At 58.1% G+C, this 22,719-nt stretch carries 21 protein-coding genes and 1 tRNA gene; 12 read left to right on the forward strand and 10 right to left on the reverse strand.

What is annotated here, in order from left to right:
• Window positions 1–661: 661 nt before the first annotated feature.
• From ACR0NB_RS07560 to ACR0NB_RS07570, 3 genes are all read right to left on the reverse strand, one after another.
• The gene (locus ACR0NB_RS07560; RefSeq protein ID WP_480752911.1) at window positions 662–1,408 is read right to left on the reverse strand and encodes a hypothetical protein; all 747 of its coding nucleotides are present in this window, start codon (window positions 1,406–1,408) and stop codon (window positions 662–664) included.
• Between the two features lie 68 nt (window positions 1,409–1,476).
• On the reverse strand, window positions 1,477–3,105 hold the full coding sequence (locus ACR0NB_RS07565) for a sulfatase-like hydrolase/transferase (RefSeq protein WP_480775322.1): 1,629 nt from the start codon (window positions 3,103–3,105) through the stop codon (window positions 1,477–1,479).
• 35 nt (window positions 3,106–3,140) lie between these two features.
• A complete protein-coding gene (locus ACR0NB_RS07570; protein WP_170436799.1) occupies window positions 3,141–3,383 on the reverse strand; it encodes a hypothetical protein in 243 nt (80 codons plus the stop codon).
• A gap of 251 nt (window positions 3,384–3,634) precedes the next feature.
• On the opposite strand from ACR0NB_RS07570, the gene ACR0NB_RS07575 reads away from it, so the two are divergent.
• Window positions 3,635–4,858 (forward strand): tetratricopeptide repeat protein, encoded by a 1,224-nt coding sequence (locus ACR0NB_RS07575; protein ID WP_480775323.1) that lies wholly within the window; start codon window positions 3,635–3,637, stop codon window positions 4,856–4,858.
• A gap of 270 nt (window positions 4,859–5,128) precedes the next feature.
• On the opposite strand, the gene terL is transcribed toward ACR0NB_RS07575, so the two are convergent.
• Genes terL through ACR0NB_RS07590 form a run of 3 tightly spaced genes read right to left on the reverse strand, consistent with a single transcriptional unit; the run spans window position 5,129 to window position 8,412 of the window.
• Entirely contained in the window at window positions 5,129–6,607 is a 1,479-nt protein-coding gene (gene terL / locus ACR0NB_RS07580; RefSeq protein ID WP_480775324.1) for a phage terminase large subunit, read from the reverse strand.
• The gene (locus ACR0NB_RS07585) at window positions 6,594–7,025 is read right to left on the reverse strand and encodes a DUF5681 domain-containing protein (protein ID WP_093964947.1); all 432 of its coding nucleotides are present in this window, start codon (window positions 7,023–7,025) and stop codon (window positions 6,594–6,596) included. Before ACR0NB_RS07585 ends, terL begins: the two co-directional genes overlap by 14 nt.
• Window positions 7,018–8,412, reverse strand: a complete 1,395-nt coding sequence (locus ACR0NB_RS07590; RefSeq protein ID WP_480775325.1) for a site-specific DNA-methyltransferase — start codon at window positions 8,410–8,412, stop codon at window positions 7,018–7,020. The genes ACR0NB_RS07585 and ACR0NB_RS07590 overlap by 8 nt, the downstream gene beginning before the upstream one ends.
• 449 nt (window positions 8,413–8,861) lie before the next feature.
• Between ACR0NB_RS07590 and ACR0NB_RS07595 the strand changes: the two genes are divergently transcribed.
• Genes ACR0NB_RS07595 through ACR0NB_RS07605 form a run of 3 tightly spaced genes read left to right on the forward strand, consistent with a single transcriptional unit; the run spans window position 8,862 to window position 11,181 of the window.
• On the forward strand, window positions 8,862–9,092 hold the full coding sequence (locus ACR0NB_RS07595) for a DUF3489 domain-containing protein (protein ID WP_093964945.1): 231 nt from the start codon (window positions 8,862–8,864) through the stop codon (window positions 9,090–9,092).
• Complete coding sequence (locus tag ACR0NB_RS07600; protein WP_093964944.1) at window positions 9,089–9,505, forward strand: DUF2924 domain-containing protein; 417 nt, start codon at window positions 9,089–9,091, stop codon at window positions 9,503–9,505. The genes ACR0NB_RS07595 and ACR0NB_RS07600 overlap by 4 nt, the downstream gene beginning before the upstream one ends.
• Window positions 9,502–11,181: a recombinase family protein gene (locus ACR0NB_RS07605; protein WP_480775326.1), complete on the forward strand. Its 1,680-nt coding sequence runs from the start codon at window positions 9,502–9,504 to the stop codon at window positions 11,179–11,181. Before ACR0NB_RS07600 ends, ACR0NB_RS07605 begins: the two co-directional genes overlap by 4 nt.
• A gap of 375 nt (window positions 11,182–11,556) precedes the next feature.
• Here the strand turns inward: ACR0NB_RS07605 and ACR0NB_RS07610 are convergent.
• A tRNA-Ser gene (locus ACR0NB_RS07610) sits at window positions 11,557–11,646 on the reverse strand.
• A 205-nt stretch (window positions 11,647–11,851) separates the two neighbouring features.
• Between ACR0NB_RS07610 and ACR0NB_RS07615 the strand changes: the two genes are divergently transcribed.
• The 8 genes from ACR0NB_RS07615 (at window position 11,852) to ACR0NB_RS07650 (ending at window position 19,306) form a co-directional block, all read left to right on the forward strand.
• Window positions 11,852–13,015, forward strand: coding sequence for an SPOR domain-containing protein (locus ACR0NB_RS07615; RefSeq protein ID WP_480775327.1), 1,164 nt, complete (start codon window positions 11,852–11,854; stop codon window positions 13,013–13,015).
• Between the two features lie 13 nt (window positions 13,016–13,028).
• A complete protein-coding gene (locus ACR0NB_RS07620) occupies window positions 13,029–14,195 on the forward strand; it encodes a D-alanyl-D-alanine carboxypeptidase family protein (RefSeq protein WP_170364444.1) in 1,167 nt (388 codons plus the stop codon).
• Window positions 14,192–14,818: a dTMP kinase gene (gene tmk / locus ACR0NB_RS07625; RefSeq protein WP_170368192.1), complete on the forward strand. Its 627-nt coding sequence runs from the start codon at window positions 14,192–14,194 to the stop codon at window positions 14,816–14,818. The genes ACR0NB_RS07620 and tmk overlap by 4 nt, the downstream gene beginning before the upstream one ends.
• 7 nt (window positions 14,819–14,825) lie before the next feature.
• Window positions 14,826–15,947, forward strand: a complete 1,122-nt coding sequence (locus ACR0NB_RS07630) for a DNA polymerase III subunit delta' (RefSeq protein WP_170368191.1) — start codon at window positions 14,826–14,828, stop codon at window positions 15,945–15,947.
• On the forward strand, window positions 15,944–16,759 hold the full coding sequence (locus ACR0NB_RS07635; RefSeq protein ID WP_170368190.1) for a TatD family hydrolase: 816 nt from the start codon (window positions 15,944–15,946) through the stop codon (window positions 16,757–16,759). Before ACR0NB_RS07630 ends, ACR0NB_RS07635 begins: the two co-directional genes overlap by 4 nt.
• A complete protein-coding gene (locus tag ACR0NB_RS07640) occupies window positions 16,756–17,553 on the forward strand; it encodes an MBL fold metallo-hydrolase (RefSeq protein WP_170434760.1) in 798 nt (265 codons plus the stop codon). The genes ACR0NB_RS07635 and ACR0NB_RS07640 overlap by 4 nt, the downstream gene beginning before the upstream one ends.
• 61 nt (window positions 17,554–17,614) lie before the next feature.
• Entirely contained in the window at window positions 17,615–18,547 is a 933-nt protein-coding gene (locus ACR0NB_RS07645; RefSeq protein WP_480775328.1) for an AEC family transporter, read from the forward strand.
• Between the two features lie 63 nt (window positions 18,548–18,610).
• Window positions 18,611–19,306 carry a CbiX/SirB N-terminal domain-containing protein gene (locus ACR0NB_RS07650; RefSeq protein WP_480775329.1) on the forward strand — a complete coding sequence of 232 codons (696 nt, stop codon included), beginning with the start codon at window positions 18,611–18,613 and terminating at the stop codon, window positions 19,304–19,306.
• Window positions 19,307–19,335: 29 nt separating this feature from the next.
• Here the strand turns inward: ACR0NB_RS07650 and ACR0NB_RS07655 are convergent, their stop codons facing one another.
• The 3 genes from ACR0NB_RS07655 to ACR0NB_RS07665 all read right to left on the reverse strand — a co-directional run bounded on the left by ACR0NB_RS07655 (window position 19,336) and on the right by ACR0NB_RS07665 (window position 22,617).
• Window positions 19,336–20,328: a diguanylate cyclase domain-containing protein gene (locus ACR0NB_RS07655; protein WP_480775330.1), complete on the reverse strand. Its 993-nt coding sequence runs from the start codon at window positions 20,326–20,328 to the stop codon at window positions 19,336–19,338.
• Entirely contained in the window at window positions 20,328–20,912 is a 585-nt protein-coding gene (locus ACR0NB_RS07660; protein WP_480752887.1) for a heme NO-binding domain-containing protein, read from the reverse strand. Before ACR0NB_RS07660 ends, ACR0NB_RS07655 begins: the two co-directional genes overlap by 1 nt.
• 145 nt (window positions 20,913–21,057) lie before the next feature.
• Window positions 21,058–22,617, reverse strand: a complete 1,560-nt coding sequence (locus ACR0NB_RS07665) for a trimethylamine methyltransferase family protein (RefSeq protein ID WP_480775331.1) — start codon at window positions 22,615–22,617, stop codon at window positions 21,058–21,060.
• Window positions 22,618–22,719 lie beyond the last annotated feature (102 nt).

Here is a 22,719-nt window from a genome sequence, read left to right on the forward strand (position 1 = left end):
GGCCGCAGGTCGCGGGAATGAAGGTCCCCTTTTGCGATCTCATCTGTTACACGCTGCACGGCCGCGAATTCACACTTTCCGCCCAACGTGCTGATCAAGCATGACCGCTTTGGGCTGATTGCCTCCATCGTTCTCGGCAATGGGAGCGGCGGATTTGTCCGCAACTCGGTCATAGACCCTCCAAGCTTTGCTGCGCCCACAACGAATGGCCGCTTTTAAGGCTGCGTTGCAGCGCAGCGCTTGGATCAATCAAGGCAACTTTTTTGCTGCATGAGCGAAGGGCGCGATTTCAATCCGGCGGCTCTGGGCTCGTAGCTGTCATTTGTTGCATTCGCCATGAGCAACCGCTGTGCGGACAAAGCTGCCGCGACTCATCTGTCCACCAAGGACAGCAAGCTACTCAAAGCTGACAACGCTTTCCGACGTTTCACAGAACTCGAAAGATTGACACTTCACATCCCTTGGATATTTGCGAGTCGCGCAGGATAGAGGGATAAAAAATAGAAAGACGCTCCATAACGTCAACCGGTTTCGTTTTGACCAGATGCTGGTAGTGATTGAACTGGTACGAACACTGGCAAAGCCATAAGGCTTGTCTCAAGTACCATGGCATTTTGTGATGCGGTGCAGCGAGTGACTGCTGTCATAAGGAAATTGCGACTTAATAATTGAATCTAAGACCGATCCCGGCGGCTTGGTCATAGGGTCGATCAGCACCAATCCCGATCAGCACATCTGCATAGAGGGCCATTCCGGGGCTCAGGTTCTTTCCGATCTGGAATTCTGCGGTCGCGGGCCAGGCGTCATTCTCCCAATCATAGGGCGCTTTGATATCCGCTTTGATCCAATACCCCTCACCAAATGGCTGAAGTGCAATTAGGCGCATCGCGGTTTGGTTGACATCGGTCGGTCCATTGTAAGATGCGAAATGCTGGACCAGCGGGATCAGTGTCAGCCCACTTTTTGTGTTTGCAAAAGCGAAGCCTCCGAACGGAGCAATTTGATCAGACCCGGTGCCTATGCCTTCATCGGGGTCGCCAAAATCAAGTATCCATTCAAAACCAAGCGCGGATTTTACAGCCCATGTGTCATGCAAGAGGTTTTGGGAAGGGAAGTAGATCAGCTTGAAGCTGGTCTTCTCGAACCCATTGAACCTCTGTCCCGTCACATTCGTTGAATTGTAATGTAGTTCGTATTTTAGCTTCAGATCGGGGCGCAGCATGTATGCACCATCGATGAACATGTCCTGACGGTCTGCCCCCCCTTCCAGATCGAAATACTGATAGCGAGTGTCCGTGTTGTTAACCGCCGCCAGTGGATTTGACGCGTTTTCCTCAGCTTTGGTGGTAGAAGCCACTACGAGCATCGCCAAGGATAAGACTGCCAGATGAAAGGTGATGCGGGTCATAGTACACCTTGGAAAAAAACATGCGACCAGTCAGACGGCGGTGTATCGGCACCGCCGTCTCAAGTTCGTCATTGCCAGCTTGAAAAGACTTCTCGGGCCAATTCGCTTTCGGGCCTGAGATTTTCAATTCCTTCATAAGGGACACCCTTGCCGAGCGGTTTGTGAGGGTGCTTCACGATGGTTTTCTGATGGCGCTTTACCATGTCTTGGAAAGACGCCCCGGACCACAGTGAATACCCGACAAGCGGATGTTCTTCACGGGGATCGCGATAGACATTGAAGACAGGGGCCGCCGCGCCTGGCTGACCGGGGGCTGGCAGATGCATCTTGAACTCTTGCTTCACCACCGAACGCAATACTGGCCCTTCGTACACATAGACGTAATCGCGGCGCGAATTGCCTTCTCCCTCGAGCAACAATGCCGTCTGATCGATGCCATCAATCACCCGGTCGCGTGGAATGTGGTCTGTCGCGCCTGCGATCCGGGCAAATGTAGAAAACAAATCCGAGACATGAACGATGTCACCTGCCGCACTGCCCGCTTCGATTGCACCGGGCCACCGGATGAACGCATCAGTTCTCACACCGCCTTCAAGGTGCTGTGTCTTTCCACCGCGATAGATCAGTTGGTTTAGGCCGGAAGTCCCCTCATAATGATACATCAAGCCATTGTCAGCCATGATCATGACGACGGTGTTATCCGCCTTGCCGGTTTCATCCAGCTTGGCCAAAACCTCGCCGATCCAACCGTCTAGAACCTGCAATTTGTCCGCATGGAAGCCGCCGTTGCGAGATACGGCCTGCTCAGGATAAGCAAAGTTCAGCGGATAGAGTGGCCAGTATTGCATAAAGAATGGCGCGTCCTGCGAAGCCAGCCGCTCCAGCTGCTCCAATGCTTGAAGCTGATAGCGCAAGTTCATTTCCTCGTATTTCGCTTGGGTCCATTCTTCGCCGGGCTCCATTTCGACTTCGCGAGCCAGACCACCCGCTTCACCTTCTACGCCGGTCACAAGGCCATAGGGTTTGAACCGCTCGTCCAATTGAAATTGGTTGGACTGCCCTGACCAATGGTAACCAAGCATATTGTTGGCGACCATCGCATCACGTGTCATCAAGCTCAGCTGAACCTGCTGATGCAAGGGAAAAGCCGCCCAGTCGAAGCCCTGATTGTGCGGATAGGCCTGTTCAATATCGCCTTGGTGCCATTTCCCGACGTGCGCGGTGTTGTACCCTACTTCCTTGAGGATTTCGGCGATGGTGATTTCCTCGGACGCAAGACCTTCGCCGACCAGGGCGACCTTGACCTCTTCCACGCCCGCGCGCACCGGATGTCGACCGGTCAACATCGCCGTTCGAGTCGGTGTGCAGGATGGCTCCGTGTACATTCGCATCAAAGACATGCCTTCTGTGGCAAAGTCATTGATGTTGGGCGTATCGAAACCGGTGACATAGTTCATCGTCCGGTTGCCCATTTGACCGAAACTCACATCGTCAATCAGAATGTAGAGAATGTTGGGTGGTTGTCCTCCATTCGCGCCACGGATCTCGGCAAGCTTAACTTCTACCTCCGCATCCTGAGCATCCCATTGCTCGCCAAACTGCGCGCGGAGAAACTCGAACTCGCCGTCGTGTATGATAGGCGCTTCTTGGGCAAAACCCGCGCCAGAAATCAGCACCATGGCTGTGGCATGTTTCAATTTTGATCTCATCGGTTTCCCTTCCCCTATTTGAATTATATCTTCCCTGCACGCCGCAGCGATTCAGCAATTTCATCCCGAAGACCATCCAAAGATTCGCGGATGTCGCGGGCAATCGTGTACGACCGACTTCTCGGCTCAGTGTTCACGGAGAGGTACTCGTCACTTAGAAGCTGATAGTCTCGGCAGATTTCATCGAAAACTGTGTCCGCCCGCCTTAGGTCCGCAATCGCGGCCCGATGGTTGGGAAACAGGATATCAAGGGCGATGCCTTTCATTTCGGAGCTCGTTCAATGGATCAACTGGTTTAGGGGAGTGTTGGACGAATTCACTTTTAACAATAGGTATATCGGGGCATAATACGGTGTAATCAGATGCGTAACTTACTGAAAATATGGGTTTAACCAAAAACACATCTTCTCCACTGAATGAGAGCGGGTCACCTGCTGCAAAAGATGTTCGGGCGGCACTTCAGCGGCTTATCAGGTCTTCGACTTTCACGGGCTCGCAGCGCTTGCAGGACTTTCTGGTGTATGTGGTTGAAGAGTCGCTCAATGGTCGGGCCGATGATATTCGTGCCAAGACCATCGCAATGGATGTTTATGGTGGGACCCTGTCAGAGATGTCGCGCCGTGAAAACGTGGTTCGGGTCGATGCTGGTCGCCTGCGCCGAAAGCTTGCTGAATATTACGCTGCCGACGGGCAGGACGAGAAAACGGTGTTTGAACTCCCAAAGGGTGGTTACGCACCTCGGATTTTGAGAAGCGGCTTCGAACCGGCACAGCCCGAATTCTCAGAGCTGGAAACCAGTGCGCGCGCATGGGCTCGGCCAGGTGTTGGGATTATCGGGATTATCATTTTAGGCTATGTTGCTGTTGCTTTTTGGATGAGCTCGACAAAGCAGGATCTTCCGACTGATTTATCCGTAGATGGCCTGAGCCGTGACGAGCGCAGCGCAATTTTTGGCGCATCCCCAATGCGTCTACAGGCTGTAAATCTAGCCAATACTGGTCGAGACCTGATCTTTCCGGCTTTGGAACCTGCGCGTCTTGAAGCGGCCCTGACCATCTTCAAGGGGGCAATTGAAAACGACGACAGCTATTTCGGCGGCTATGCAGGTACTGCTCAGGTCGCTGCGACAATTGCTGTACTTACATCCGATACCGACTTGGCTCAGGACATGTTGAACTATGCCGATGCTCAAGCCAAACGGGCCATCGAGTTGGCTCCGGAAACGGGTTGGAGCCAATCCGCAATGGCCTGGGTCAACTTTGCCAAGGGAAACTGGCCTGAGGCAATAGAATTTGCACAAAGAGCGCAACGTTTGGCACCACACGACGTACATGTGTTGGAGTTCGTGTCGCTGGTCCTGCTTTATTCTGGTTCATTCAAACAAGTCATAGCAATTAGCGAGGACGCACTCTCAAAAATTGAGCTAGAACGGGCTTATGTGTTTCAGAATGCGATGGGGTCAGCAAAATTCCATCTGAAGGACTATGAAGGTGCTGTGTCAGCCTTTGAACAAGTAACGGAGAAAGGCGGCCCTGTCGGACCTGTCTCCGTTGCTTACCTAATGGCGTCACATCAGATGTTGGGGAATAAGGCTCAAGCTCAGTCTCTATCAGAACAACTGTCACGCGAGTGGCCGGACAGTCGCGTGGATGCACTGTTTAAGAAACTTTTTGCAAATCCGAAATATGGGCAAGACCTCGGTGACGCCATGAGACAAGCCAATTGGATTCCACCAAATTAGGAGTGTGATTTCGCATTGCGACCGCTTGAGTTTCTATCAACGGCATTGAGACCGAATGCTCAGTAATAGCACCATGTCCGCTTCATTCGAATTCCTGCCATTCGAACATTACGCAGCGTTGGTCAAAATGGGCTCAAAGCCGTCATCCGACGGCATTAGCGATTAGACCGGTTTGTGGTTGCGAGCGGTCATTGGGGCCGCTCTCAGGATTGGTCCGACATCGGCCCTCCCAGTACTATTCAACGAGTTTTCAAGCTCAACTCCGAGATCCTACCGTCGCCTGACCCTCTCTCGATTACGCTCCCGACGTTCGATGTTGATCCGGTGGTCGCGGCCCAATGCCCGGTAGAAGCCCGGTCCCTTGGACCAGTTCAGAAAGTGGGCAAAGCTGTCGACCTGATCGTCGTTGCGTCCGCGTGGAAAGGACTGAAGCTCCCGTTTGAATACCGGCAGCCAGGGTGCATCTGCAGGCAGATAAACCTTGCCCTCTTCGACAGGACCGCAAGCGGACTGGAACCGGGTTTCCTTGTCCTTGTCGGGTTTAATGCGTTCGTAGCGCCGACGGTCATCACGAAACAATTCGTCCAAAAGAGGTTTGCCGGAGGCCGCATCTTCGATCAGGACACGATCGGGATCCCAACGGCCGACAAGTTGCAGTGCCTTGGCTTTCAGGTCTGGGTAGTCTACCTGCCCGCGCCAGACGTCGATAAGATGCCACGCATTTTCGCGGAACCCCCAGGTTGTACAGACAGAGAAATCAGACCGGGGGTCTGCCGACATGCCCGTATCCCAGCTCTGAACCACCAGTTGGAACCAGCGGCGATCTTCGATGGTCTCGTAGGTGCCAAACCACTCCCAGCGCAAGGGCGACCCGTCGGGAGCAATGGGGTTCTGCTGATACTGGCAATTGAACACGGCCGCGCCCATTTCGCGACGCTTGGTATCCAGCGTTTGCTGATCCAAACGGGACGGGCACAGGAGATCACCCGGTTTGCGGCGCATGACCCTTCCACGCCCAAGAGGAACCACCTCATAGCCTTCTGCGATGGCAGGCAGATTCAGATGCCGGTAGGTCCCGCGTTCGAGCATATAACCCGGCGGATCCATCTCGTGCAACCGTTGCGCAACCATAACCACACGCCCTTCGGCCGGATTGTCGAAGCGCGACAACAAGGTCCCCTCAATGAACTCCTGCGCCTTGACCAGCTCGGCTTCGGAGCCGGCATCTCCGGCTTTCAGCAGGTCATCGATGATGATGTAATCGGCGCCATGACCGGTGACAGAACTTCCAATGGAGACAGCCTTACGGCTGCCTCCCTTTGTGGTGCGGATTTCTTCTGAGGTGTTGCCCTTTTTAGCCAAGACCGTTTCAGGGAACATTTCCCGGTACCAGCGCGCAGACATGATCCGACGACAATCTTCGGAATGTTTGCGCGCCAGATCCAACCCATAGCTGGCAACGATGATCTTGGCGCTGGGGTTATGACCGAGAAGATAAGCGACATATGCAACGGCCACGGTGACCGATTTCAGGCAACGTGGCGGGATGTTGATGATCAGTCGCTTGTTTTCGCCTCGACGGACATTGTCCAACTCATGGCACATGGCCCGCACATGCCAGGCCGGATCAAAGCTGCGGTCAGTTCCCTGGTGCAGCGTGCCAAACACACGCCAAACGAAGGGAAAGAAATTGTCCCGGCAAACCTCGCGAGCGGCTTGCACGACGTTTTTTGGATCAGGAGTCGTCATCTTCCGCCTCCTCGTTTTCCAGATCACCGTCACCGTCCAGTTGGCTGGAAAAGAAATCCCGGAGGATGTCGTAGTCGACAGCGTCGGGCTCAACCGTACGGACGCTTTCTTGCGCGTCCAATTCACTTGCGTTGAACAGATCTGTGTCCAGCTTAAGCAGCGCCATCAACAATTTCGTGTCGCCCTTCAACGCGCCTGCCGTGAACCGCTTGGCAATTGCCTCAGCCTTGGAAATCCGGATTTCGTGGCTGCCTTCGCGAACCGTAATCTTGGTTTCCAATTCACGTTTCAAGCTGGCATTCACCCCCTTGGCACCTTTCGGCCGCCCTTTCGGATTGCCGGATCGGCCTTTTTTGAATTGGGTCGCTTTGGGCGGTTTGCCGTAGCCGACCTCATACTCTTTCGTATCGTCAGACATGACCCACCTCCTGTTCTGAAGTGGTATCGTTGGCCGCAAAACGCGCATCGAACGTCTGGCCTGTTACCGCGTGCACGGCGCTATCACCGGTCATCTCCTGCCAACGGCGGATGGCCACATCGACATAAGCCGGGTCGAGCTCAATAAGCCGCGCTTGGCGCCCGGTTTTCTCAGCTGCCAGCAGAGTCGCGCCGGACCCGCCAAAGGCGTCCAGCACGACATCGCCGCGGTGGCTCACATCCATGATGGCATCTGCAACCAGAGCTGTCGGCTTCACCGTGGGATGATCCGCGAGATCCGCCTCGCGCCCTGCCCCAAAGCTGTTCACACCGGCGTAATCCCAGACGTTGGTCCGGTTGCGCCCGTGTTTGCCCAGCTCGACGTTGTTGATGTGCGGCGCACCAGGCTTCTTGAAAATGCAAATCAGCTCATGCTTTGAGCGATAAAGGCTGCCCATGCCTCCGTTCGTCTTGTTCCAGACGCAGAGATTGATGAGGTCCAATCCAGCTGCTTTGCCCGCCGTAATCAGTTCTTCGATATGACGCCAGTCCATGCAGATCATCGCGATGCCTCCGTTCGGCAGGCAGTCAAACAACTGCCTGATCGCGCCTGAAAGAAAGCCGCGGAACTCGCTATCCGTCATTTCTCCCGACGCCATGGCAAACTCGCGGTGTTCGGCGCTATTGCCGGACCGCACATGCCCATTGACAGGAACGTTGTAAGGCGGATCGGTGAAGACTATCTGCGGGGTCTCGCCTTCCAGCAAGGTGTCGTAGCTCTGGGCTTGAAGGGCGTCCCCGCAGAAAATGCGATGATCTCCGAGAACCCAGAGGTCGCCCGGCTCCGTGACTACGGGTGCCGCAGGGTCCGGCGTCTCAACAGTTTCCGCTACAGATACCGTCACCTCACCGACGCTGTCGATAATGATGTCGATCTCCGGTGTTTCGAACCCTGTGATGTCCAGATCAAAGTTCAACTCGCCATCAAGGCTGAGGTCCATCAGCTCGGCAAATTCGATCTGCAACGCCGCTTCATTCCAGTCCGACAATTCCGCCAGCTTATTGTCCGCAATGCGCAGAGTGCGCACTTCCGCTTCTGACAAATGATCCGCGACAACAGTCGGTACGGAATTCAACCCCAGGGCCTTAGCGGCCTCATAGCGGCCATGACCCGCGATGATTGTGCCCGAACCATCCAACAGGATCGGAGTGACAAAGCCAAACTGGGCCACCGATGCTTTCAGTTTGTCGACATTCTTGGCCGCGTGCACGCGGTTGTTGTTGGCGTAGGGCTTGATCTGGCTGATCTGGGATTGGATAACTTTTTCGGCCATCCAGATAGGCGTATTGGACGCCCGAACGTCGCTGTGTGTGTTTTTGGCAGGCATAACCGCCTCCTTTTGCGTGACGCCGCGCGGACGTCGAGATGGAGGGATCGCGCTGGAAAATCGGAGAGAGCACAAATCGCAACTCCCCGGACCAATCGATCCGAGACGTTGCTCCTTTGAATGCTCTCTGCGGAAACCTGTGTTTCCAATGAGTGCTGCCTGCGGGAGCAGTTTCCCGCCCTGATAGTCCGGGCGATTAGGTCGAATGTAGGTGCCATCAATACGAGACGCAACCCCCCCAAACTAAAAGTAACCAATTAAGATTGTTGACGAATAATCGGGGGTACGCCAGCAACGCCCTTCAAAACACACGCCTCAAGTAATCGCTTCAGAAAGAGCTGGACTGTTGCCGTCAACCACGCATCACTGAACCCACGCCCGAGCCATTCGGGCGCTCCTCGGTACCGGGGTTCGGCATCTAGCCAGCCCCAAATCAGAGGAGACAATACATGTCCAAGCGGAAGCAAACCAAAATTGACAAAGTGCAACACTTGTTGCGCCGCCCGAGCGGCGCCAGCCTTGAGGCGCTCTGCAAAGCAACGGGATGGCAGCCTCATTCGGTCCGAGCAGCTCTAAGCGGTCTGCGGAAAAAAGGCGTCACAATTGAACGGCGGACATCCGACAAACCAAATGGACCATCCACATATCATCTGGCGGCGGGAACTGGAGAAGCGTCATGACCAAGACGAGCGATGTCGCCGATCTCGCCGCCATGGGTCGATCGGATCTGGTCACGCTTTGGCAGCAACTGTTTGATCAACCCGCCCCCGCCATGCTCAGCCAACCCTTTCTGCGCCGCTTTATCGCCTTTGAGATGCAGTCCCGCCGTCATGGCAGGCTACCCCGCCAGGTCAAAGCCACGCTGGAAAAGGGCTCTGGGAAGAAACCCCGGCCTACATGCCCTGCCCTAAAACCCGGCGGGCGCCTGCTACGCGAGTGGAATAGTGTGACCCATGTAGTCGACGTTACAGAAGACGGCTTCACTTGGAACGGTCGGTCCTATCGCTCACTCTCGGCCATCGCCCGAGAGATTACCGGCGCGCATTGGTCAGGGCCGCGTTTCTTTGGGCTCACCGGCAAGGCGGCCAAATGAGCCCGCGCCGTAAAATCCGATGCGCCATCTACACGCGCAAGTCCTCAGAAGATGGTCTGGATCAGGACTTCAATTCGCTGGATGCGCAATATGAGGCCTGCGCGGCCTATGTCGCAAGCCAGCGACATGAAGGCTGGACCCTGTTGTCCGGGCGCTACGATGACGGTGGCCTGTCGGGCGGCACCCTAGAGCGACCCGCCCTTCAGCGCCTTCTTGAAGAGATCGATGCCGGGCGTATTGACATGGTGGTGGTCTACAAGATTGACCGGCTGACCCGGTCGCTTGCCGACTTCTCTAAGCTGGTCGACCGGCTGGAACAGGCAAACTGTTCTTTTGTGTCCGTCACGCAGGCCTTCAATACCTCATCTTCCATGGGCCGGTTAACGCTGAATGTGCTGTTGTCCTTTGCTCAGTTTGAACGGGAAGTCACCGCCGAACGTATTCGCGACAAGATTGCAGCGTCGAAGAAGAAGGGGCTTTGGATGGGTGGCAACCTGCCTCTGGGCTATGATCGCCACCCCGATCCGAAGGCAAGAACGCTGGTGGTGAATGAAGAGGAGGCCAGAACGGTCCGGCATCTCTTTGGGCTTTATGACGAGCTTGGTTGCCTGCGCACAGTAGAAGAACGGGCAACGGCAGAAGACCTGCGGTCAAAACGGGTTGTTCGGACAGATGGCAGTGTGAAGGGGGATTGTCCGCTGTCACGGGGTCAAATCTATTACCTGCTGCGCAATCCGGTCTATCTCGGAAAAATCCGCCACAAGGATAAGATCTGGGACGGACAACATCCGGCGATCATCGATCAGGACATCTGGGACCGGGTGCAGGAAAAAATGCGACAGGCCTCCAACCGCTCGCGGGCACGCGGCGACTCCGATGCGCGCCAACACTCCACTGACCCCGGGGCCTGGCTCACCGGTCTGCTGTATGACGAAACTGGTGATCGGTTGACGCCGACCCACACCACGCGCAAAGGCCGACGGTTGCGCTACTATATCTCCAATCGACTGATCTCAGGCGGCAAGGATATCTCTGGCTGGCGACTGCCCGGCCCAGCGCTGGAAAACGCGGTCATTGATGTCATCGTCAGACATTTGCAAGACGCCGCCGCGGCGCACCAAGTACTGGCGCAGCCGGAGGCCGGGTCAGCCGAGGCAGTTCAGACTTCAGTTGCGGATTTAGTAACCCGGCTTCTAGGCCATGGCTGTCAGATCGGCGCTGCTCTTCTGGCCAAAGGCAGACTTGCACGAGGACAGATCGACCTCGAATTTAACCCCAAAACTCTGGCAAGCGCACTTGGCATCGCGGCCGATCATCTGCACCCGGATCTCACCCACGTCACCGCATCTTTCGATCTGTGCCGCCGCGGCGTCGAGGCCAAGGTCATCGCCGGAGACATGGCACCCCAACCTGATCCCCACCTCCGGTCCATGCTGATCCGCGCCCATGGCTGGGCCCGTGATCTGAAGGCCGGAGTTCAACTGATGGAGATTGCCCGCCGCGAAAGCGTCCCTGACGCCTTCATCCGCACCCGTGCTCAGCTCGCCTTTCTCTCACCAAAGATTCAAACGGCGATTCTCGACGGGAGCCAGCCGCCCGAACTCACACTCAAGCGTCTGGTCAGCGTGACCCACCCACTTGAATGGTCCGAACAGGAACGCCTGTTCGGCTTCTGACATCTCCAGCTCCTGCGTCCCTGATACAGACTTCGCCCTCCCTGATCCGGCGGAACAATTCCCTGTTCGCACGAGGAAATTCCCTGTTCCACCTTTTAGGGAATTTGCAACATAAACCTCTGAGAAACATACAGTTCTGATAGAAGAAATGACGGAAGTCAGTCCCGGTTTGCGAATATTCCCTGTAAATTGCAGGTTATCAGGGAAATCCAGCCCAAAGCGACCCCGCTAAAATGCGACACTGAGACTCGCGCCTGAATTGTCCTCTGAATGTACGGTTTGCTTCGTCTCTGATTGAAAGCGCATGCGCCAACGCGCGGGAATTGCGTAACAATTCCGGATCAGAAAATACAACTGAAGTGAGACAGGTATGAGTGGCGGGGAGACAGGGATTCGAACCCTGGGGACGCTCTCACGCCCAACGGTTTTCAAGACCGCCGCATTCGACCACTCTGCCACCTCCCCGGCGCTGGCAGCGGTCTAGGACGAACATCGGTTGGTGGCAAGTCCAAAAGAGGGATTTCTTGCCGAAGCCGGACCCGCGGTCTTTCCTTGAAACAACCCGCAGGTTATGATTTGCGCAATGACTGCAGGAGGCCGGCAAAAGAACCGGTCGAACCGCGGTTGGGGCCAGCCACGCAAAGGCCCTACAGGCAAGGGATAACACAATATGAAGCGAGCGACAGAGACACGCTTTGGACCGCGGCCGTTGGCGGTGCTGGTTGTTGCAATGACTGCGCTGACGGGATGCGACGAAGCTTTGAACGCAGGCAAGTCTTCCTCGGAGGCAGCCAGTGACGATGGGCAGACCCAAAGCAACACCACGGAACTGTTCCCCGAAGTCGCCAGCGGCTCTCAGCGCGATGTTGAAGCGCCGGACGTCTTCGAAGTGACCGAGGCTGGGCTATGGGATGGGCGTCCTTCGTTGGGTGGCATCTGGGTGGCACACCCCAGCGCGTCTCAGCCCGAGCGGGTCGCCATCAAAAACACAAGCAACAACAAGACCGTAACGGGCGCCTTGTTCCGCCGGGAACGAAACCTGCCCGGGCCGGCCCTTCAGGTGTCCTCGGCAGCGGCTGAAAAACTGGGAATGCTTGCCGGCGCTCCTGCCCGTCTGCAGGTGGTTGCACTCCGCCGCGAAACGATCGAGCCGGAGCCTGCGCCGGAACCCGAAGCAGCCCCGACCGAAGAAACTGCAAGCGCCGCCGAAGCAACCGCAGCCGAAGAAGCCACAGCGGCCGGACCCGACGAAAGTGCCGAAGAAAAGCCGGCCAAGCGGAAATGGTGGCAGAAAAAGACACCTGAAAACACCGGTGCCGTGGTCGCCGGTGCTGCCGCGGCCGGAGCGGCCGCAAGCGCCGCCGCCGAAGAAACTGCGCCCGCGATTGAGGAAGCGGCAGATGCGTCCGCGACCGCTGCATTGACGGATCCGGTCGTCGCACCGCCACCCGCCCAGAAAAAACGCAAGTGGTGGCAGAAGAAAGATCCCAATGAAATTACCGAGACGCCATTGGACCCGATCGCAGGTGCCGCTGCCGCCATTGACGCATCCGAGCCGACGCCGGCTGCGGCGGCCAGTGGCACAGCCGCATCGTCGAACCTGACCAAACCCTATGTTCAGATCGGAACGTTCGGAGTTGAAGCGAACGCGAAAGCCGCGGCCGAAAAGGTCCGCACGAACGGATTGGCGGCCGAAGTTCTGGAACTGGAGTCGGCGGGCAAGTCGGTCTGGCGCGTACTGGTCGGCCCTGCCACAACCCGCGCCGAACGCAAAGCGATCCTCGGAGATATGAAAGACCTGGGCTTTACCGATGCCTTTATCGTGAAGAACTGAACAGGAGGGTCCAATGCTGACCTCATTCAAATCGGCTGTTCTGGCCGCGGGCCTTGCCCTGCTGGCCCTGCCGGTTCACGCCTTCGACACGTCCGCGCGCGCGGCCTACGTGATCGATCAAACGACAGGCACTGTGCTGTTGTCGAAGAATGCCGATGAACCGCTTCCACCGGCATCGATGTCCAAGCTGATGACGCTCTACGTGGCATTCGAAGCTCTGCGCGACGGTCGATTGACGCTGGATGAAACGCTTCCGGTCTCGGAACATGCCATGAGCTATGGCGGCTCGACCATGTTCCTGAACACGCAGGACCGGGTCCGGGTCGAGGACCTGCTGCGGGGCATAATCGTCCTGTCTGGCAATGACGCCTGTGTCGTGATCGCCGAAGCGCTTAGCCCGGACGGTACCGAGGCCGGCTTTGCGCGCTACATGACCCAACGCGCCAGGCAGATGGGCATGAACCACTCGAACTTCACCAACTCGAACGGCTGGCCTGCTGCAGGTCACATGATGTCGGTTCATGATCTGGCCGTGCTGGCCGACAGGCTGATCACCGATTTTCCCGAATACTATCCGCTGTTTGCCGAGGAAACCTTCGAATTTGACGGCCGCGCCCCGTCGAACGTGAACAACCGCAACCCGTTGCTGAAACTGGATATCGGTGCCGATGGCCTGAAGACCGGCCACACGCAAGAGGCGGGCTATGGCCTTGTCGGATCGGCCAAGCAAGGCGATCGCCGGGTGGTCTTCGTTCTTTCCGGGCTCGACAGCATCTCTCGCCGGGCAGAGGAGGCTGAGGCCGTGGTTAACTGGTCGTTTCGAAATTTTATCGAGAGGACAGTTGCCAACGCCGAGACGCCGATAGCACAGGCCAAAGTGTGGATGGGCGCGCAAAAGACGGTTGGGCTTGTGCCCGACGGTGACCTCACCCTTCTGTTCCCCGTTCTGGGCGATCAGAACGTCCAGGCCGAAGTTGTGTATCAAGGCCCGATCAACGCTCCGATCGCCAAGGGCCAACAACTGGCCGAACTTGTGATCCAGCCCGAAGGTTTGCCCGAAATCCGGCGGCCCCTGGTCGCAGCCGAGGATGTGGCGATGGGCGGGTTCCTGGTGCGGCTGATGACCGTGGGCGGCATCGTCCTGAAAGACATGATCAACACCCCGCTGGAGTCGATGTGAGCCCGCGCGGTCTGTTCCTGACATTCGAGGGGATCGACGGTTCGGGCAAGTCCACGCAGGCCCGCAGGCTGGCAGAAAGCCTCGCGGCGGCCGGGCATGACGTTGTTCTGACGCGTGAGCCGGGCGGTTCGCCCGGGGCCGAGGAAATTCGCCGGTTGGTCCTCGAAGGCGACCCCGACAGGTGGTCGGCGGAAACCGAAATTCTTCTGTTCACGGCCGCACGACGCGATCATTTGGAGCGCACGATCGAACCGGCCTTGAATGCGGGTAAGATCGTGATTTGCGATAGGTTCGCCGACAGCACCCGAATGTATCAGGGCCTGTCGCGCGGAGATCTGCGCGCGTTGGTGGACCAACTCCACGGCCTGATGATCGGCCGCGAGCCAGATCTGACCTTGCTGATCGATATGGATCCGGAAATCGGGCTATCCCGCGCCAAAGGCCGGCAAGGCACCGAAGAGCGGTTCGAGGATTTTGGCCCGGCCCTTCAGAAACGTATGCGCTCGGGTTTCCTTGCGCTGGCGGACGAGTTCAAGGACCGGTTCCGTGTAATCGATGGCAATCGCGACGTGGACAGCGTGGCCGTGGATGTGAGAGAAACCGTCCTGAAGGTTCTGCGGTAATTCACGAATGAGCGACGACACACCCACACCGGACCAGGCGCCCGGCGCGCTTCACCCGCGCGAGACACGCAGGCTGTTTGGACAGGATGCGGCCGAGCAAGCTTTCCTGACGGCCTTTGCGTCTGACCGGCTGCATCACGCCTGGCTTCTGACCGGCCCTCGTGGCGTGGGCAAAGCGACCCTGGCATGGCGCATCGCGCGGTTTCTGCTGGCCACGCCGCCGCAACAGGATGACGGGCTGTTCGGTGCGCCCGAGGATCCGACGACACTCGACATCGCGCCGGACCACCCGGTTGCAGCAAGGATGCTGGCCGGGGCCGAACCCGGTCTGGCCGCGATCAACAGATCCCTGAATGATCAGGGCCGCCTGCGTAACGAGATCGTTGTCGATGACATCCGAAAATTGGGGCGCTTCTTCGGCCTCAGTTCAGCGGACGGAGGGCGCCGCGTGGTTATCGTGGATGCGGCGGACGAAATGAATGTCAGCGCCGCAAACGCGTTGTTGAAAATGCTCGAAGAGCCCCCGGCCCGCACGACACTGCTGCTGGTTTCGCATCAGCCGTCACGGCTGTTGCCGACGATCCGCTCGCGGTGCCGTACCCTGCGCCTGTCACCGCTGTCGCCGGAGGACATGAAATCGGCGCTGGCACAGACCGGGGCCGAGTTGCCTCCGCAATCCGATCACCTCGCGGCTTTGGCCGCCGGTTCCGTAGGCGACGCGGTACGGCTGATCAATCTGGGCGGAATGGAGATCTATGCCGAGCTGATCCAGATACTTGGTACCCTGCCCCGCCTCGACCGCCAGCGCGCGCTGGCTTTGGCCGAAGCGGCCGCGCAGCGCGGAGCAGCCGAGCGCTATGACCTGCTTTTGAATCTGATTGACATCGCTCTGTCTCGCCTTGCTCTGACAGGTGCGACCGGCGCGCCTCCGCAGCCCGAAGCTGCGCCAAACGAAGCCGAAGTGCTATTGCGCCTGTCATCCTCGCGCCCACAAGCCTTGGGCTGGGCCGAGGCCGCATCCATCATCACGGCCCGTGCGCGGCACGGGAAGGCGGTGAACCTTGACCCTGTCGCCGTCGTCCTAGATACGGTGTTCAAGATTCAGGAAACCGCCGGTCCGAGCAGATGAGCGACACGCCCCAACCTCCCGCAATCACTGACAGCCATTGCCATCTGGATTTCCCGGATTTCGAGGGCCAGTTGGACGCAATCATCGCTCGTGCGGTCGAAGCGGGCGTGACACGCATGGTGACGATCTGCACACGTCTGCGCAATGAGCCGACCGTGCGCGCGATCGCCGAAACACATGCCCCGGTTTTCTACGCTGCGGGCACCCATCCCATGAGCGCGTCCGAAGAGCCACTGGCGAGCGTCGACGAACTCGTCGCATTGTCCCGACATCCGAAATTTGTCGGCATCGGCGAAACCGGGCTGGACTATCACTACACCGCCGACAGCGCCGAAATACAAAAACGCTCGTTGAGGGTTCACATTCAGGCCGCCCAAAGTACAGGCCTGCCGCTGATCATTCACGCCCGTGCAGCCGACGAGGACATGGCGGCGATCCTGCAGGACGAGTTTCGGAACGCACCTTACTCCTGTGTGATGCATTGCTTCTCGTCTTCGGCCGAACTGGCACGGGCAGCGTTGGATTTGGGGTTCTACCTCTCCATGTCCGGCATCGCGGCCTTTCCAAAAAGCCAAGAGCTGAGGGATATCTTTGCGGCAGCGCCTGTCGATCGAATTCTGATAGAGACCGACGCACCATACCTAGCCCCGCCGCCGCACCGGGGCAAGCGGAACGAGCCCGGCTATACCGCTTTCACCGCCCGGGTCGGCGCCGAACTGTTTGGCATGGACTACCCGGATTTCGCCGCGCAGACCCAAGCGAATTTTGATCGACTGTTTGCGAAGGCGGCCGCCTACCCGGTTGCCGCATGAGCATGCTGCGGTTCACGATCCTGGGCTGTGGCTCCTCTGGCGGTGTCCCCCGGTTGGGTGGGCATTGGGGAGATTGTGACCCGCAAAATCCGCGCAATATCCGCCGCCGGTGCTCGATGCTGGTTGAACGGGACGGGCCGGACGGCACGACCTCGGTTCTGATCGACACGACCCCGGACATGCGCAGCCAACTGCTGGACACCAGAACCGGACGCCTCGACGCCGTTGTCTACACACACTCGCATGCCGATCATGTCCACGGCATCGACGACCTGCGCATGATCGTTTTCAACATGCGCGCGCGGGTGCCCGTTTGGGCGGATGGCGACACGCAAAACGCATTGCTGGGGCGGTTCGGCTACGCGTTCATTCAACCCGAAGGCTCACCCTATCCACCGATCCTCGACCTGAAGACAATTGACGGTCCGTTCGAGATAGACGGTCCGGGAGGATCAATCCCGTTTCGCCCGTTCAAGGTGAACCACGGATCGATCGATGCGCTTGGTTTTCGTATGAACAACCTGGCCTATCTGCCTGATGTTGCGGAAATCTACGATGATGCCTGGCCCGAGCTTCAGGGATTGGACTGCCTCGTGATCGACGCGCTGCGCCGGAACCCACATCCGACCCATGCCCACCTGGAAAAGACCCTTGGCTGGATCGAACAGCTAAAGCCGGCTCGGGCGGTTCTGACCAATATGCACATCGATCTGGACTATGCAGCCGTCGATGCCGAGACCCCTGACCATGTCGAGCCTGCCTATGACGGCATGGTGATCCGGCAGCCATTGTAGGACATCGGATTGCACGCGCTTCCCCCAGCTCTGACCGAACAGCCTGGATTGAGGTCGTGAGATGTTGCAAAGCCTGATCGACGTCATCCTTCCGGTCTTTCTTGTGATTGGGGCTGGTTATGTCTCGACGCTGACGGGCTATTTCAAAGAAGTTCATATCGATGGGTTGATGAAGTTCACGCAGGGGTTCGCGATCCCCTGCCTGCTGTTTCTGGCCATCGCCCATCTGGACCTGAGCGCCAGCTTTGACCCGCGCCTTCTGGGCAGTTTCTATACCGCCGCAGCTTTGTGTTTCCTTGCGGGGGTATTCGGCGCTCGCCTGATATTCAAGCGCGAATGGGAAGACTGCGTCGCAATCGGGTTCTGCTGTCTGTTCTCGAACTCGGTCCTGCTGGGCCTGCCGATCACCGAACGCGCCTATGGGCCCGACAACCTGACCGGAAACTATGCGATCATCGCGTTCCACTCGCCGTTCTGCTACTGCGTCGGCATAACCGTGATGGAGGTCATCCGCAACCGAGGCAATGGCGGTATGCGCATGGCTCGATCGGTGCTTTCGGCAATGTTCAAGAACGCGCTGATCCTCGGTATCGCTCTGGGCTTCATCGTCAATCTCACGGGCGTCGGAATTCCGGCTGTGGCAGACGAGGCCCTGAGCCTGGTGACCCGCGCAGCACTGCCCGGCGCCCTATTCGCTCTGGGCGGAGTTCTGGTCAAGTACAGGCCCGAAGGCGACCTGCGGACAATCGGTTATGTTTGCTGCGTTTCACTTGTTCTGCATCCAAGCCTGGTCTGGGTGTTCGGTACAGCGACCGCCCTGCCGCAAGATCTTTTCCGCTCGGGCGTTCTGAACGCGGCGATGGCGCCCGGTTTCAACGCCTACATCTTCGCCAACATGTATGGCCGGGCCAAACGAGTTGCCGCCTCTTCGGTGTTGATTGGCACAGGCGTGTCCATTCTTACGGTATGGATGTGGTTGACGTTGCTCGGATAAAGACGAATTGACTTTGCGGGAGGGCGCCACACCTATCCCGAAACAGGACAAGGAAGCCCCAGCATGCCGACTGCCGTCATCGTAGCGCATGGCCAACCCTCCGACCCAGACCCGGCCGAGGCATCCCTGGCCAGACTGGCCGCTCGGATCGATCAACTGACGGATAGGGTCACAGTCAGATCGGCGACCCTCGCCGCGCCAGGCGCGTTGGAAAAGGTCCTTGATGACATTCCAGACGGCAGCGCGATTTATCCATTGTTCATGGCGAAAGGGTGGTTCGTGACTTCTGCGCTTCCCAAGCGCCTTGAAGGGCGCACAGTTCGGCAACTCGACCCGCTGGGCGTTGACCCACAGCTACCCAACCTGGTGGCGCGCGCCCTGCAACCCTTGATCGACGAGCAAGGTTGGAGCACCACGTCCACGGATCTGCTTATTGCCGCACACGGCTCAGGCCGCAGCCGCAACCCGGCAGCTGTCACCCACGAATTCGCTGACCGTTTGGCCGGTTTGATATCGCTGAAATCAATCCGCTGCGGATTTGTCGAAGAACCCCCATCGATCAGCGACGCCGCCCAAATGACCGGGGACCATGCGATCTGCCTGCCGTTCTTTGCCTGCACCGGGGGCCACGTGTTGGATGATATTCCCGCCGAGCTGGGCAAGGCCGCATTTCGTGGCCCGGTGCTGCCTGTGGTCGGCGAGTTGGATGAAATCCAGTCGCACATCGCGCGGACATTGGACGGGGCTTTCGCTGAGTAGTCAAGCAACCAGCCTACCGACGCACCGGTCTACTCCGGTGCCCGCGCCTCTTCGGAATAGAAGCGATGGCACGACCGACCGTTTCGCTTGGCCTCGTAAAGGGCCAAATCCGCCGCGTGCAGAATCTCAGCCGGTTTCGGGGACAGAAACTGTGACGTAAGTGCGGTCCCGATGCTCGCCGAAATCGCGCAGGTCTCGCCCTCGAAAACCATCGGTTTCTGAAGGCGGCCAATCAGGCGATTGGCGATCCGTTCAAGCTGAGCCCTGCTCGACAGGCTTTTGAATATCAGAACAAATTCATCGCCGCCGATCCGGGCGACCGTGTCGTCGCTGCGGGTTTCTTCCAGCATGATCCGGGCGGCCTGGGACAGCACATAGTCGCCCGCGGCATGCCCCAATTCGTCGTTCACGGCTTTGAAGAAATCCAGGTCCAGATGCATCAACGCAAAAGTGGATTTCGTTGAAACCAAATGCTCGAGAATGTGGTCCATCGCGCGCCGGTTCTTGAGGCCGGTCAGAGTATCGGTATAGGCCTGTTCCTCGGCCGCAAGCATTGCCCCCTGAAGCCGCAGGTTCAACGACCTCGAAGCCTCCATCGCTGCAGACTTGGCCTCGACTAGGTAAAGCAATTCAATCGCGAGATCGGTTCCCGAGAAATCCGCGCTTGTCAGGGCATAGTCCCGTACGGCGTCCAGGATCGAGATCCCGAAGGACAGGTTGACAACCGCACCTGCATCGTCAGGCAGCGGTGCCACCAACCCCTTCAATGCTGTGCGCGGTTCATCGTGAAACTTGAGATGAAACTTGGTACCTGCCGTCGCCATTAATGCCGGCAGGGTCGTCACGGTTCTGGGCCTTACCAGTTCAAATATCTCCAGAAAATCGCTGCCAACCATTGGCTGGTCCGGGCGCAGTTTTTGCAGTGTCGGCCCGACCTGAAGGATACGCCCATCCTGATCCACCAAGGTGAACATTGGGCACAACGTCTCCAACATCCTGCCCAGTTGATCCAGATCCATCATCAGTTCCGCGCTCCCAGATCAAAGTGACGCCCCTCGGCAAAGGCGCTTTCGACCAGAACCATCGAGATGACGTCCACCCCGCCTTGATGCCCGGCATGCGTCAGAATCACGAGCGCGCCATAGTCGTCCGCCATTGCTCGCAAAATCCCGATCATGACATTGGCATAGCCATCCAGCCCGGGATGGCAGTGCAGTTCGAATTCGGTGGGCGAGCGCTCCTGCAGTTCCAGGGCAGGCAACTCAAGGTCAGAGACCGCCAGTTTGACCCGATCGGCCAGATCATCCAAAGACTGCAGAAACTCGACATAGGTGACGCCGCCAAAGCGCAGAAGGCGCCGCAACCCTTCCATGTTGGGGTGTGAGACCAGATAGGTTCCGAGATCCTCCAGGAACTCGTCCCGCGAACGGTTCAGTTGATCGCAGACCACGTCCAGCAGGCGATATGACTTTTCCCGGTCGTATACGAGCATCGCTTCGAACTCGGCGAACCCAAGTTCAGCGGCCTCGGTCGCCCGAAGCCAGCGCTCACGCCCATACGTCGCGCATACAAACGATTGAACTGCCTTGTTGATCAATCCGTGCATGAATGCCCTCAAAAAGGTTTCATGCCCGATCCCACCTCAAAGATCTTAACAAAGGCCAAATGCGGAAGTTCAAGATGGGGAAAATTAACCAAAATCTCAGACTGAGACATCCTGCCGTTCCAGCTGCCTGCCCGGTGGGGCGCTATCAGAAATCGGTCGGCGCGCCCCCTTCGGCTTTGCGCCGTGCGACGAAGTCAGCCAGTTCCTCTCGGATGGCTTCATCCATCGGCGGAGCCTCAAAACTGTTGATGATCTCCTTGAACATCAGATGCGCCCGTTCGGCTGTCCAGATCCCACCCGCGACTTCCCAGCCCTCGTAGTTTTTCCAATCGCTCAGGAAGGGTTGATAGAACGCGGTGGTATAGCGATCCTGGGTGTGTTGGATGCCAAAGAAGTGCCCATCGTTCCCGACCGCGCGGATGGCTTCCAGTGCGATTTCGTCTGGGCCTGTGGCGCAGATCTCAGGCTGCATATACCTTTGAATTTGCTGCAATATCTCGCAGTCCATGATGAACTTCTCCGGACTCGCGATCAGACCGCCCTCCAGCCATCCGGCTGCGTGATAGACCATATTGGTCCCCGACTGCACCGCCGCCCAGAGTGAATTCGACGTCTCCCAGACGGCCTGGCCGTCCGGCACATTGGCCGCGCAGACACCGGACGAGCGCAAGGGCAGCCCATAGAACCGCGCCATCTGGCCGGTCATCTGGGTCGACCGGATGTATTCAGGCGTGCCAAACGCCGGCGCACCGGACTTCATGTCGACATTCGAGGTGAATGTCCCGATGACACATGGGATGCCGGGCCGTACGTACTGGAACAAGGCAATCGCACACAGCGCCTCGGCCAACGACTGCGCAACGGCCCCGGCCATCGTCACCGGGGCCATCGCCCCCGCCAAAGTGAACGGCGTGACGACGATGGCCTGCCCCCGCCGGGCCAGCCGCAGGCACCCGTCGATCATCGGGTGATCGTGTTTCAGAGGCGAGGTCGAGTTGATGTTGGTGTACATGCGCGGCGACGCCTCGAATTCCTCGTGGCTGAGACCGCCTGCGATGCGCACCATTTCCATGACGTCCTCGACGCGCTCTTTGCCCAGCGAATAGGCATGCATCGCCTTGTCCGTGAGCGTGAGTTTGTCATACAGGACATCCAGGTGCCGGACGCTGGCATGCAGGTCAACCGGCTCGACCGGGTAGCCTCCGGCAAAGTGGATGCAGTTGAAATACTGCGTCAGCTTCAACAGGTTCCGGCACATTTCCCGGTTGCCGGGAACCTTCTTGCTGATCTCCATGTCCCAGTAGTTCGGCGGTGACGAGACATTTCCGAACAACATCGTCTTGCCGCCGATCTCGATCGTGTGGTTCGGGTTGCGCGGCGTGATGGTAAAGGTCGACGGCGCCTTGGCGACCATTTCCATGACGAAGTCACGGCCCATGCGCACGTTGTCGCCATTGACGATGCATCCGGCCTCACGCAGGATCTCCAAGGCTTCTTGGTTGTAGAACTCGATGCCGATTTCCTCGAGAATACGCATGGCACCGTCATGGATGGCTTCGACGCCCTCGGGGCCCAACGGTTCGGTTGGCCGGTCGATGTTGATAGGCGGATTCCATGGCATCTGGTCGATGACTGCCGCACCGCGGCGCGCTGCAGCGCCTGCGCGTCCACCACCCCTGCGCTTGCGAGTATTCGTGTCGGCCATCTGTTCCTCCGGCGTTTGTTACTCTCAAACAAGACCCGAAGTCCGGCCTCTGGCCGCTCTGTCTGCGACAGCCAAGGTCGGTTTCAACTCATGAACCGCCGA

Source organism: Ruegeria sp. CG3 (genome assembly GCF_056537205.1).